This is a genomic window from Sorangium sp. KYC3313 (assembly GCF_052075895.1).
Taxonomy (GTDB): Bacteria; Myxococcota_A; Polyangia; order Polyangiales; family Polyangiaceae; genus Sorangium; species Sorangium cellulosum_B.
In genome coordinates this window covers 7,326,885-7,339,396 of the sequence record NZ_CP197255.1, presented here as the reverse complement: position 1 = coordinate 7,339,396, position 12,512 = coordinate 7,326,885, and the positions used below count along the sequence as shown (strand labels likewise).

At 71.9% G+C, this 12,512-nt stretch carries 10 protein-coding genes; 2 read left to right on the top strand and 8 right to left on the bottom strand.

Annotation, left to right across the window (positions count from 1 at the left end):
* Nucleotides 1-24 precede the first annotated feature (24 nt).
* The 3 genes from meaB to ACSRUE_RS28295 form a co-directional block, all read right to left on the bottom strand.
* A complete protein-coding gene (gene meaB / locus ACSRUE_RS28305; RefSeq protein WP_437944378.1) occupies nucleotides 25-1,101 on the bottom strand; it encodes a methylmalonyl Co-A mutase-associated GTPase MeaB in 1,077 nt (358 codons plus the stop codon).
* A gap of 67 nt (nucleotides 1,102-1,168) precedes the next feature.
* Nucleotides 1,169-1,492, bottom strand: coding sequence for a hypothetical protein (locus ACSRUE_RS28300; protein WP_441286313.1), 324 nt, complete (start codon nucleotides 1,490-1,492; stop codon nucleotides 1,169-1,171).
* A gap of 62 nt (nucleotides 1,493-1,554) precedes the next feature.
* The gene (locus ACSRUE_RS28295) at nucleotides 1,555-2,349 is read right to left on the bottom strand and encodes an arginyltransferase (protein WP_437944380.1); all 795 of its coding nucleotides are present in this window, start codon (nucleotides 2,347-2,349) and stop codon (nucleotides 1,555-1,557) included.
* A gap of 374 nt (nucleotides 2,350-2,723) precedes the next feature.
* Here ACSRUE_RS28295 and yhbY point away from each other — a divergent pair, with 374 nt between their 5' ends.
* Nucleotides 2,724-3,026 (top strand): ribosome assembly RNA-binding protein YhbY, encoded by a 303-nt coding sequence (gene yhbY, locus ACSRUE_RS28290; protein WP_012236550.1) that lies wholly within the window; start codon nucleotides 2,724-2,726, stop codon nucleotides 3,024-3,026.
* 136 nt (nucleotides 3,027-3,162) lie between these two features.
* On the opposite strand, the gene ACSRUE_RS28285 is transcribed toward yhbY, so the two are convergent.
* From ACSRUE_RS28285 to ACSRUE_RS28265, 5 genes are all read right to left on the bottom strand, one after another.
* Nucleotides 3,163-6,993 carry an FAD-dependent oxidoreductase gene (locus ACSRUE_RS28285; RefSeq protein ID WP_441286312.1) on the bottom strand — a complete coding sequence of 1,277 codons (3,831 nt, stop codon included), beginning with the start codon at nucleotides 6,991-6,993 and terminating at the stop codon, nucleotides 3,163-3,165.
* Nucleotides 6,994-7,204: 211 nt separating this feature from the next.
* Nucleotides 7,205-8,551, bottom strand: coding sequence for an acetyl-CoA carboxylase biotin carboxylase subunit (gene accC / locus ACSRUE_RS28280; protein ID WP_437767362.1), 1,347 nt, complete (start codon nucleotides 8,549-8,551; stop codon nucleotides 7,205-7,207).
* Between the two features lie 21 nt (nucleotides 8,552-8,572).
* Entirely contained in the window at nucleotides 8,573-9,103 is a 531-nt protein-coding gene (accB, locus tag ACSRUE_RS28275) for an acetyl-CoA carboxylase biotin carboxyl carrier protein (protein WP_441286311.1), read from the bottom strand.
* A gap of 39 nt (nucleotides 9,104-9,142) precedes the next feature.
* On the bottom strand, nucleotides 9,143-9,610 hold the full coding sequence (locus ACSRUE_RS28270) for a type II 3-dehydroquinate dehydratase (RefSeq protein WP_437769833.1): 468 nt from the start codon (nucleotides 9,608-9,610) through the stop codon (nucleotides 9,143-9,145).
* Complete coding sequence (locus tag ACSRUE_RS28265; RefSeq protein ID WP_272099801.1) at nucleotides 9,607-9,954, bottom strand: roadblock/LC7 domain-containing protein; 348 nt, start codon at nucleotides 9,952-9,954, stop codon at nucleotides 9,607-9,609. Before ACSRUE_RS28265 ends, ACSRUE_RS28270 begins: the two co-directional genes overlap by 4 nt.
* Nucleotides 9,955-10,571: 617 nt before the next feature.
* Between ACSRUE_RS28265 and ACSRUE_RS28260 the strand changes: the two genes are divergently transcribed.
* Complete coding sequence (locus ACSRUE_RS28260; protein ID WP_441286310.1) at nucleotides 10,572-12,458, top strand: aconitase family protein; 1,887 nt, start codon at nucleotides 10,572-10,574, stop codon at nucleotides 12,456-12,458.
* Nucleotides 12,459-12,512 lie beyond the last annotated feature (54 nt).

Genomic DNA, 12,512 nt, shown 5'->3' with positions numbered 1-12,512 from the left:
CATGAGCCGGCTCCTGGCCGCCGCTCAGGTCCCGCCGCCGGGCGCGACGGCGGCGCCAGGCGTGACGGCGCCGGCGCTGCGGAAGGCGGCGACGAGCCGCTCCGACGCCGTGTAGGGGTCGACCTCGCGCCGCGCGACGGAATGCACGGCGGCCTCGAGCGCGGGGCCGAGCGCGGCGACGGCGGCGTCGGTGAGCGCGTCGCGGAGCTGCACGTGCATCGCCTCGCGCAGGCGTTCCTCTCGGCGCGCAGCGCCGGCCTCGGTCCCGAACAGCCATGCCCGGTGCCCCTCCAGCTTGTCCACGAGCGCCGCCACGCCCTCGTTACGTGTGGCCACGGTCCGCGCGATCACGGGCTCCCACGGGCCTTCGACGGGCTCGCCACCTGGAGAGGGCGCCCTCTGCGCGCGGGCGTGGAGCGCCGCGGCGCTGTGCCCACGCGCCCGTCCGGAGGCCGCGGCCACCTCGCCGCCGAGCGCGATCATGAGCTCCAGATCGCGCACCGCCGCGTCGGCCCCGTCCCGGTCGGCCTTGTTCAGGGCGAAGACGTCGGCGCACTCCAGGATGCCCGCCTTGATCGCCTGCACCTCGTCGCCCATCCCCGGCGCGGCGACGACCAGGGTGGTGTGCGCCATCCGGGTGATCTCGAGCTCGTCCTGCCCGACGCCGACGGTCTCGACCACCACGACGTCCGCGCCCCAGGCGTCGAGCACCCGCACGACGTCCACCACCGAGCGCGACAGCCCGCCGAGCGCGCCCCGGGTCGCCATCGACCGGATGAACACGTCGGGATCGCCGAAATGGGCCTGCATGCGGATGCGGTCGCCGAGGATCGCGCCGCCGGTGAACGGGCTCGTGGGATCGACCGCCACCACGGCGACGCGGCGCCCCTGCCCCCGGAACACGCTGATCAGCCGATCGGTGAGCGTGCTCTTGCCTGCCCCCGGGTTCCCCGTCACGCCGAGGACCCAGGCGCGGCCGGTATGGGGGAAGAGATCCTTCAGGATCGCGGCATAGTCGCCGACGCGATCGTCGACGAGCCGGCAGGCCCGCGCCGTCGCGCGCGTGTCGCGGGCGAGGACCTTGTCTGCGAGCGGATGCACGCGAGCGGCTTAGGCCCGGCGATGCCGGAACACAACCGGCCCCGCGGGCAACGCGGCGCCGGCCTGCCTAGCCTGCCCCGCCACCCGCGGTGCCGTCACCGCCGCCGGTGCCGCCACCGCCGGCCGTACCGTCGCCGCCGGCCGTGCCGTCGCCGCCGGCCGTGCCGTCGCCGCCGGCCGTGCCGTCGCCGCCGGCCGTGCCGTCGCCGCCGGCCGTGCCGTCGCCGCCGGCCTCACCGCCGCCTGCTCCGCCCTCCCCGCCTGCCGACGAGCCGGCGCCCCCGGCGCCGCCGGCGGCGGTGTCGAAGATCGGCCTCGTGTCGCCGCACGCAACGACGAGCAGAGCCCAGAGCACAGCGCACGAGGTGAAAGCGAGAGCGCGATTCCACATGGGTACGTCCTTGCCACGAGACGCCGAGCGGCGCGCTCGCGAAATCCAGCGGCGTGCTCCTGTCATGGCGCCGCAGGCGCCTGCCGCTCGAAGCGCCGCCAGCGGCCATCGATGAGCCGCTCGTGCGGCAGGTACTGGGCCTTGTAGACCAGCCGCGAGCAGCGCTCGACGTAAAGGCCGAGGTACAGGTACCGGAGGCCCCACGAACGGCACAGCTCGAGCTGCTTCAGGATCGAGAAGACACCGGGGCTCAGCGGCTCCAGCTCGGGCTCATAGAAGGAGTAGACAGCGGACAGCGAATCCTGCCCCCGATCCACGACGGCGACCCCGACGAGGCGGCCGCCGACGCGATAGCGCATCTCGAACGTCTCGCAGCAGCTGTCCACGAGGAACGCCTCGTACCCCTCGGCGCCGAGCGGACCGTCATCGCGCATCAACCCCCGGCCGTGCTTGTGCCGGTTGTACAGGATGATCTTCTCGCGCGTGGTCACGGGCGGGCCGATCTCGACGTCCACCACCCGCTCTCCACGGCGGAGCACCCGGCGCTGCGTGCGGCCGGGGACGAAGTCGCGAACGACGATCCGGATCGGCTCGCACGCGCGGCAGGAGGGGCACTGGGTGCGGTAGAGCAGCTTGCCATGACGGCGGTTGCCCGCGACGAGCCGATGGTCGAACTCCGCACGCGTGAGCGGACGGATGGGCACGCGCAGCGGCATCCGCGCCTCGGCTTCAGGCAGGTACGGACAGGGGCTCACCTCGTCATGGACCGTGAGCTCGATCGGGTCCGACCCCTCGTCCAGCCGAGGGAGCTCGGCGTCCTGCCCCGCTACCGCATCTCGGTCGCTCGATGAGCCCATGTCGGTGTCGATCCGAGCGCTCGAGCCCCCCGTCGAGCTGCCGGCCGCCAGATCAAGGGGATGCCTGTTGCACGGCCACGTCAAGAAAAACCCAGAGCGCCCGGGACCCCTGGTGAGCGCCGCCCGCTTGCGCCGCGCCGGCTTTCATCGCACATATACCCACGAAAACCCACGTTTACCCCACCCATGCTGCATGCCCCGGTTTACCGGCGCTGGTGCTTGAGCGATTCGCGCGGCGCGCGAAGAGCCCGAGCGGCGCGCCCTTTTCGCTTGGCCCGGAGGCCAGTATGACCTCGCGCGCGACCGCGACAGGGACGTCCCCTCGACCATCGAGCGCCCGAATCGCGCGACCGCCTCAAGAAAGGCCGAACGCTTTGGATCTGACAGGAAAGCAGCGCCGCCATCTCCGCGCGCTGGGGCATCACCTCGACCCGGTCGTGCAGCTCGGCAAGGCCGGCCTGACCGACGGCGTCGTCGCGGCCGTCGACGCCGCCCTGGAGCGGCACGAGCTCGTGAAGGTACGCCTGGGCACCGAGTGCCCGGACGAGCTGGACGACGTCGCCGACACGCTCTCCGAGCGGCTCCGCGCCGCCGTCGCGCAGACGCTGGGGCGGACGATCCTGCTGTACCGGCGCCACCCCAAGGAGCCGAAGATCAAGCTGCCCGCGGGCAGCTGACCGGGGACGCCCGCGCGCGGCCGCGCACCCCACCATGCGCGGCCGCGCGCACCTCGAGCCGACGAGACGCTCTCGAGGCCGCCTTCCCGCGTTGCGCGGCGGCGAGGCCTCGGATCGCCGAGGCCCCGAGCCGGCGTCACACGTGCCGGAGCGTGGGGCGCTCGGCCAGCAGGTGATCGAGCCAGGCGTTCGACAGCTTCTCCTGCACCGTGTTGGCCCGGAGCCTCGCGGCGAGGTTCTTGAAGTCGACGTGGTCGATGAGCTGGTCCTGGTTGAAGCACGAGAAGACCAGCGTCTCCTTGCCCGTCTCCGGGTCCACGTGCCGCTGGAGGCACTGCGCGCAGACCTCCTTCATCATGCACTGCATCGGCGAGTTGATGCTCGCGATGCCCACGTGCTTCGGATCCAGGTGCGGCGCCAGCACGCCGTGCCGCGCCTCGCGCACGGCGTTCATCATCTTGTCCGAGCCGATCGCGATGATGCGGCGGACCTCCGAGAGGGCCGCCAGCTCGCCGCCGAGCTGGCGCTCGGCGTAGGCCCTCATCGCCTGGACGATGTTGCCGCGGAAGTGGCGGTCGGTCGCGCGCCGCGGGGGGATCTCGGCGCCGCCGTCCGTGCACCAGACGACCTGGTCGGTCGCGACCTCGATCTCGTCCTGCTTGAAGAGATCCTCGCCCCGCCGGTAGCCGGCGAAGTAGATCACGCGGTCGCCGCGCGCCTTCAGGGCCTTCGCGATCGAGAACAGGACGGCGTTGCCGAGCCCGCCGCCGGCGAGCAGCACGGTCTCCCCCTCGGGGATGTCCGTGGGCGTCCCGGTCGGCCCCATGACGACGACCTCCTCGCCCGGGCGCAGCGCGGCGAGCAGGCGGGAGGACGCGCCCATCTCGAGCGCGATGAGCGACAGCAGCCCCTTCTCCTTGTCGACCCACGCGCCCGTGAGCGCGAGGCCCTCCATCGCGAGCCGCGTGCCGCGGATCACGGGCGAGCGCACCTCGTAGTTCTGCAGCCGGTAAAACTGCCCGGGCTCGAACTTCCGCGCCGCCGCGGGCGCGCGCACGACCACCTCGACGATCGTCGGCGTGAGCCGCTCGACCCGCTCGACCACCGCGCCGAGGTCGTGATCGAGGCGGGCGAAGAGGTCGCGCCGCCGCGCGTCGCGCGCGGCCTGCGGCTCCTCGCCGAGCCGGGCGATGTCGTGGCGGAACAGCGCGACGACGGACGGGTACGCGTCCTTGGCGCTCGCCATCGCCTTCACGACGCTCCCCGCGTAGTGGGGGTGGTTGTCGCCGTAGAAGCTCACCGCGTGCTCGCCGTCGTTGTAGCTCGTGAAGAAGCCCTCCCGCGGCTTGGCCGGCTCCACCTTGAGCGCGCCGCCCTCGTCGACGTAGGCGCGGTGCGGCTGGAAGAACTGCCGCCACTTGTCGAACACGAACGAGCCCGGGCGCTCCTTCTCGTACGTGACGTTGGGGCTCGTCCCGGCCGCGACGCACACGGTGCGGGCGGGGATCGAGACCGCCTGCCCCGCGCTCCGCCACTTGCCGTCCACGATCTCCTGCCGGTCGAAGACGAGCGAGGAGACGCACCCGCGCTCGTCGAGCACCGCCTCGACCGGGGCGAGGTTCTCGACGTAGCGGATGCCTTCCTCGAGCGACTTGGCGACCTCCTCGTGGTTCAACCGGTACGCCGGCGAGTCGATGAGCCGCTTCCGGTAGACCAGCGAGACGCCTCCCCACGCGTCGATCAGGCCCTGGAAGCGCGGCGGGCGCCCCTCGCGCGCGGCGCGCGCGCGCTCGTCGCGGATCTCCTCCGCGTGGCGCCGCTGCTCGACCAGGAACTCCCGCTCCTCCTCGTCGAACATCGCGAGGACGGCGGCCTCTCCGCGCTCCGCGACCAGCGCGTCGAGCCGGTCGGCCGTCTTCTCGGCCTGCACGACGTAGTACGCGGCGAGCTCCGTCGCGGTGTCGATCGCCGTCAGGCCGCCGCCGATCACCACCGCCGGCAGGCGCACCTGGAGGTTCGCGAGCGCCGAGCGCTTGTAGGCCCCGGCCAGCTGGAGCGCCATCAGGAAGTCCGACGCCTTGCGAATGCCGCGCGCGAGGTTGTTCTTGAGCGGGATGATCGTCGGGCGCCCCGCGCCCGCCGCGATCGCGACGTGGTGGAACCCGAGCCGGAAGGCGTCGTCGAGATCGATCGTCCCGCCGAACCGCACGCCGCCGTAGATCCGGAGCAGCCGCTGCCGGGCGAGCGTGACGTACAGGACGGTGAGGAAGTTCTTGTCCCATCGCACCGTGATCCCGTACTCGCTCACCCCGCCGAAGCCGAGGAGGACGCGCTCGTCGAGCTCTGTGTAGAGCCGCTTGAAATCCTTGACCGGGCGCGGCGGGCGCGACTCGTCACCCGTGAGCTCGACCGGCAGCGGCTCGATCTTCAGCCCATCGATCGCCACGCACGCGAAGCCCTGCCGCGTGAGGTGGTGCGACAGCGTGTAGCCGGCCGGGCCGAGGCCGACGACGAGCACGTTCTTGCCGTTGTACGGGAGCGCGTGCGGCCGCAGCGCGTCGAGCGGGTTCCACCGCGTGAGGAGCCCGTAGATCTCGAGGCCCCACGGGAGCGACAGCACGTCCGTGAGCGCCGCGGTCTCGATCTGCGGGATGTCCACCGGCTCCTGCTTCTGGAAGACGCACGCCTTCATGCAGTCGTTGCAGATGCGGTGACCGGTGCCGGGGCACATCGGGTTGTCGACGCAGACGAGCGCGAGCGCAGCGATCGACTCGCCCCGCCCCCGCATGGTGTGCATCTCGCTGATCTTCTCGTCGAGCGGGCAGCCGTTCAGCTCGACGCCGAGCGGGTTCGCCTTGATCGCCCCGGTCTTGTTGTCGCGCAGGCCCTTCGAGCACGAGTCCTTGTCGCGATCGTGGCAGAAGAGGCAGTAGTCGACCTGGCTCTCGACCTCGCGGGGCGGCGCGCGACGGTCGGTCAGCGCGAAGCCGTCGCGGTCCCTCCGCTCGTGCTCGGGGCCGACGAGGAGCTCGGCGGAGCCCGGGCCGCCGTTCGCGCCCTTCCTCTGCAGCTGGACGAGCTCCTGGTAGTCGAGCGTGCGCGGCGCCTTCAGCGTCGGCCACCGCCGCGCCGGATCGTGCTCGTCCGCGCGGCGCGCCGCGAGCCACGCCTCGACGGCGTCGAGCGCGAGCGCCACGACCGCCCCGTCCTCGGCCTCCGTCGGCTCCGCGCCGGCGACGGCCGCCGCCGGCGCCACCCCCTCGGCGAGCGCCGGGTCCTCCCGCAACGCGGCGCGCACCCTCGCCGCCCGCTCGCGGAGCTCGTCCGTCCACTTCGCGCCGCCGGCCTTCGCGGCCTTGCGCGCGATCTCGTCGACCTCGATCAGGGCGAGCGTCGCGCGCGCGATCGCGAGCTCCTCCGCGGCGGAGCCGCCGTCGAGCGCGCTCGCAGGCGCGCCCATGGCCGCGAGCGACCGCCGCGCCGCGTGCGCCGCCTCGACGTGCGTGCCCCGCCACGCCTTCCCCGGGTTCGGCTTGAACAGGCGCTTCTTCGAGAACTCGCGCTTGAAGTCCCAGAGCGCGCTCCGCTCGAGGGTCGCGTCGATCTGCGCCTGCGTCTCCCGCTCGACCCGGAAGAGCATCGCCACGAACCGGCCGACGTGGGGCGCCGCCGCGAGGAGCGCGTCGGAGACCTGCTCCGGCGTGAGCGAGGGCCGGCCCGCGCCGCCTGCGGCGGCGTCCGCCTGCGCCGCGCGCAGCGAGGCCCGGTACGCGTCGAAGCGCGCGTAGGCACCTTCGTCTGCGGCGTGAAAATACGCCTCGAAGCGCTCTGTCAGCTCGGCGAGCTTCGCAGGGTCGAAGAGATCCGCGTAGCCGAGACCAGGGAGCCCGAGCTCGAGCTCGGAGGCATCGGAGGTCGCCTGCACCCACGAAGAGAAGTCAGCCTGCACTCCAGCGTTCGCTTCCATACCCGCGGCAAATGCTTTCTAGTTCAAGGGGTTCGCTCACCCGACGAGGGCTTGCCCACGCAGCCTCGAGAGCGACGTAAAATAGCACCAGGTCGCACTTTCGACCTGGTGCTCGAGCAACATTCACTCGAGCGCGCCCTGCGCTGGTCAACGCGTCAAGCACGCAACGGCTGCGCGCTCATCGACACGTCAACCGCGCCGGTGCGTCGCGTCAGAACCCCTGCGAGACGACGCGCTCGATCGTATGCGTGGAGATGTTGCCGGCGACGACCTCCGGATCTCGCAGCAGCGCCTGGTGCAGCGGGATGTTCGTGCGGATGCCGCCGATGATGAACTCGTCGAGCGCGCACCGGAGCCTGGCGATCGCCTCGGCCCGGTTCGCGCCGTGCGCGATCACCTTGGCCACCAGCGAATCGTAGGAGCTGGGGACGCGGAAACCGCCGTACACGCCGGAATCGACGCGGATCCCGACGCCGCCGGGCGAGTGGTACTCCGTGATGAGGCCCGGCCACGGCACGAACGAGCGCGCATCCTCGGCGTTGATCCGGCACTCGATGGCGTGGCCCCGGAAGCTCCAGGGCCGCGTGTCGGGGAGCGAGAGGCGCTCGCCTGCAGCGGCGAGGATCTGCTGCGCGACCAGATCGACGCCGGTCACCATCTCGGTGACGGGGTGCTCGACCTGGACCCGGGTGTTCATCTCCATGAAGAAGAGCTCGCCTCGCTCATCCATCAGGAACTCGAGCGTGCCCAGGCCGGTGTAGCCGGTCTCGAGGATCGCAGCCCGGAGGATGTCGCCCATCCGGGAGCGCTTCTCGTTGTCCATCGCCGGGCTGGGCGACTCCTCCATCACCTTCTGGTGCCGGCGCTGGAGCGAGCACTCGCGCTCGCCGAGCGTCCACACGCCCCCGTGCTGATCCGCGAGCACCTGGAACTCGATGTGGCGCGGCGCCTCGACGTAGCGCTCGAGGTAGACGTCCGGGTTTTTGAAGCCGCTCAGGGCCTCCTGCGTCGCGATCTCGAACGAGCGCTGCACCTCGCCGGCCTCGCGGACGATGCGCATGCCCCTGCCGCCGCCGCCGCCGGAGGCCTTCAGGATCACCGGATAGCCGACGCGCTCGGCCTGCTCGGCGGCGTCCGCCGCGCTCTTGAGCACGCCCGTGCCGCTGAGCATGGGGATGCCGAAGCGCTTGGCGACCTCGCGCGCGGACACCTTGTCGCCCCAGGTCCGCATCGCCTCCGCGGTCGGCCCGATGAACGTGAGGCGGCACTTCTTGCAAAGCTCGGCGAACTTCGCGTTCTCCGAGAGGAACCCGTACCCTGGGTGGATCGCGTCGGCGCCCGTGACCTCCGCCGCCGCGATGATCTGCGGGATGTTGAGGTAGCTCTTCGACGCCTCGGCCGGACCGACGCACACGGCCTCGTCCGCGAACCGGACGTGCAGCGCCGCGGCGTCCGCCTCGGAGTGGATGGCCACCGTGCGGATGCCGAGCAGACGGCAGGCGCGGATGACACGCATCGCGATCTCGCCGCGATTGGCGATCAGGATCTTCTGGAACACGGCACCCTCGCCCGGGCAGCGCTAGCTGCGCCGCACCTTGAAGAGACGCTGCCCGAACTCGACCGGCTTGCCGTTGTCGACGAGGATCTCGACGATCGTGCCCGGAGAGTCCGCCTCGATCTCGTTCATCAGCTTCATCGCCTCGATGATGCAGAGCGCCTGACCCACGCGGATCGCGCTGCCCACATCGACGAACGGGGGCGCATCGGGCGACGGCGATCGGTAGAACGTGCCGACGAACGGCGACGTCACATAGGAGATCCCCTCGTCGCTCGCCGCCTCCGCGGGCGCGGCAGGGGCCGCGGGCGCGGCGGCCGGCGCAGGTGCCGCCGCGGGCGGCGCCGCCGGCGGCGCGACCGGCGCGCCGTGGATCTGGAAGGCGGCGGGCGCGAGATGCGGCGCCGCGCCCTGCGGGATGACGCCTCCGCGCGTGAGGCGAATGCGAACGTGTTCGTCCTCGAACTCGAAGTCGCTCACGTTGCGCTTCTCTAAGATGCGTACCAGCGCCCGCAACTGCTTGAGGTTGATGTTCATGGAAGGACGTTCGGCCATCGATGTTTGCCGCCTTTCAACCAGAGTGACGGCGCATGTTCAACCTCTTTCGTCGGATCGCAGCTTCTCCAGATGCCCGATCAGCCCGATCAGCCCGAGGACGTACGAGCTCGGACCGAAGCCCGCGACGCGCGCCATGCACGCAGGCGCGATGCGGGAGCGACGGCGGAACGGCTCACGCCCGTCCGGGTTGGAGATGTGCACCTCGACGGTAGGAAGCGCGCTCGCGCGGATCGCGTCATAGAGCGCGATGGAGGTGTGCGTGTAGGCACCGGCGTTGAGGACGATGCCGTGGAAGCCGCGATCGCCGGCGTGGCTGATCGCGGTCACGAGCTCTCCCTCGCAGTTCGATTGCATGCACGACACCGAGGCGCCACGGGCCTTCGCGGCCTCCTCGACGGCGCGGTGGACGTCATCCAGCGTGGCCGTGCCGTAGATCGCTGGCTCGCGCTTGCCCAGTCGATCGAGGTTCGGCCCGGAGATGACCGAGATGCTGAAGCCGCTCAGGCGAGCTCCTTCAGCAGCACCGGCACCTTGGTGCGCAGGAGGTACCGGGCCTTGCCGATGTTCGCGTCGGGCGTCATCGAGAAGGCCACGAAGTACGAGTTGTTCACGACGCGGATCAGGGTGGTGACCTTCTCCGCCTGGATCGCGATCTCGGCGGCGTTGCCCGCGTCGAGCATCTCGGCGGCGCGCTGGATCGACTTCAACACGACGCTGAACTCCGCGCCGATGGTGGTGATGTCGAACGCGGCCCCGGGCTTGGAGTAGCTGTCGACCGGGATCCCCTCGAAATCCATGAGAAGGGTCGCGATGCCGCCCTCGGTGTTCTCTACGACTTCCTTCAGCACGGCCTGGAACATGCGCCGAGATTACCCAAGCGCGGCACGATCGGGAAAACAAACGAACCTGGCCCGGCATCTCGCGCCGCAGCCCGGCAGAGCCGGCGCTCCTCATGGTCGCCCGCCCCGCTCGGCCGCGCGCGGCCAGGCCGATGGCGGCCGGGCGCGCGCGGCGTTGACGACAGACGACAGAGGATGCTGCGCGGCGGCGCCGCGAAAGCTCGTACCGGCCGCCTGCCATCGTGGAGCAGCGCAACAGACGCAACAGACGCAGCACGACGCAACCCGACGCAACCCGACGCAACCCGACACGACAGACGAAGCGCGGCGAAACGTTGGACCGGGCGGGCGCTTTGCCTCTTGCATCCTGGTCCCAGCCGGGCGATTCCCGCCCCTGGGGGCCCGCTCCAAAGCACGCCTTGACCCTCGTCCAGGCGAGCGGCTAACGTGCGGCCGTTCTTTCGCCTCGCGGCAAGGTCCGGAGGCGGATCCCACCGGCGCGTCTCGCCGGGGGGCCGACGTCAAACGTGGTCGGGAGCGGCGTGCGCCGTACCCGCCATCTCATCAAGAAAAACAAGGACGGCCCAACATCTATGCGTGCTCGAGCCGGGGATCCCCCCCGCACGATGCCCCAGAAGATCCTCGCCGGGCGGGCGACGGATCCTCAGCTGCGCGGTGATCTCGTCCAGGTCAAGGTCGACCAGGTGATCCTCTCCAGGGCGCCGTCGCGCGCGCTGGCCGAGGCCATCGCCACGGGCATGAAGAAGACGCCGGTCGAGGTCGCCGTCGCCTACGACGGCACCTGCGTGGCCGACGCGAGCTCGCTCGCGGATATCGACGAGGGCAGCCCGCACTCGGTGTCGCCCGAGTTCCCGACGTACAACATCCCGATCGCGCGGCCAGGCATCGGCTTCCCTGCGCCCGTTCACCTGGAGCGCTTCGCGGCGCCAGCGCGGCTCGCCCTCACGGACGACCCGCGCCTCACGACCGTCGGCGGCATCGGCATGCTGTCGCTCGTCGTCTCGCCGAGCCAGCTCGGGCAGGCGCTCGCCACGGGCTCGGTCTGGCTCCGGCCTCCCCGCAGCGTGCAGATCCACCTCTCGGGCAGGGTGCGGCCCTTCGTCTGCGCGCGGGACGTCGCCCTCGAGCTGCTCCGCAGGAACCTCGACGAGGTGGTGCGCCGCATCGAAGGCGAGCACCACGCGCCGGTGATCCTCGAGTTCGCCGGGCCGAGCGCGCGGCTCCTCTCCGTGGGCGACCGCGCGGTGCTCTGCGGCATCGCGCCGCAGGTCGGCGCGGCGGCGGCGCTGTTCGTGAGCGACGAGAAGACGGAGGTCTTCCTCCGGGATCAGCGCAGGTCGAAGGCCCACCGCGCGCTCGTGCCGGACCCGGGCGCGCCGTGCGAGGAGGTCGTCTCGATCGATCTCGGCACGGTCGATCCGCTCCTCATGGACGAGGATGGCGTGGTCCGGCCCGTCCGCGATCTCGCCGGCAAACCCGTGGCGCAGGTCGTCCTCGGGGGTGACTCCGGCGTGACGTTGCGCGACATGCTCGCGGCGGCGCTGCTGCTCAAGTCGAAGCGCGTCCCGTCGCGGCTCGACCTGCTCGTCGCGCCGCCGTCGCGGCAGGTGCTCGAGGTGCTCGCGCAGTCGGGCGCGCTCGTCGATCTCGTCGCGACGGGCGCGCGCATCGTCGAGCCGGACAGGCGCGTCGTCACGTCGGAGATCTACCCGCCGCCGCCCGGCAGCCTGTCGCTGCGCACCGCGGATCCGGAGCCGCGCATCGCCGGGGCGCCGTCGTTCGTCGTGGCCTCGGCGGAGACCCTGGCCTACGCGGTGGCCACGGGCGCGGTCGGCGATCCGCGGTCGTTCAAGCGGCCGGTGCGGGTGACCGTGCCGCGGGCGCTGCCGACCGACGACGTGCTGATCCTCCGCGACAAGAAGGGGGAGCAGGTGAGCACGAAGAAGCCGCCACCGGCGCCCGCTGCGGTGCCGTGGAAGGGGCCGCTGACGCTCGACGTGCTCGCCGGCGTGCCGAAGGTGAACGGGCACGCGGCGGTCGGGGCGCGCGGGCGCGCCGCCCCTGCGCCGGCCGAGGCGCCCGCGGCGGCCGCCGCGGACCAGCAGGGGCAGGCCGCGCCCGCGGAGGGCAACCCGGCCGGCGGCGTGGCGCTCGTCCTGTCGACGCTCGACGAGGTGCGGGCGGTCGCGGAGCGCGCGACCGATCTCTCGACGGTGCGCGCGGTGGTCGCGCCCTTCGTCCCGAGCACCGCGGTGTCGGCGTTCGCGAGCGAGGGGATCGCCACGTTCCTCGTCGGCACGGAGGCCCTCGGCAGCATCAAGGACCAGAAGAGCGTGGAGCTCCCCGCCCCCGCGCAGTGGGGCGATCGCGTCGCGGCGATCTTCGGGAGCGAGCGCGTCGAGGTGGCCTGGCTCGCGACCGGCATGGAGCGGAGCTGGACCCACGCAGGCACCGTGCGGCAGCCGCCCAGCGCGGGCAAACCAGCGAGGTAGCCGGGCCGAGATCCCGGTGGCGGGGCCGCCCCCCACAGGAGCGGGGAGCCGCCT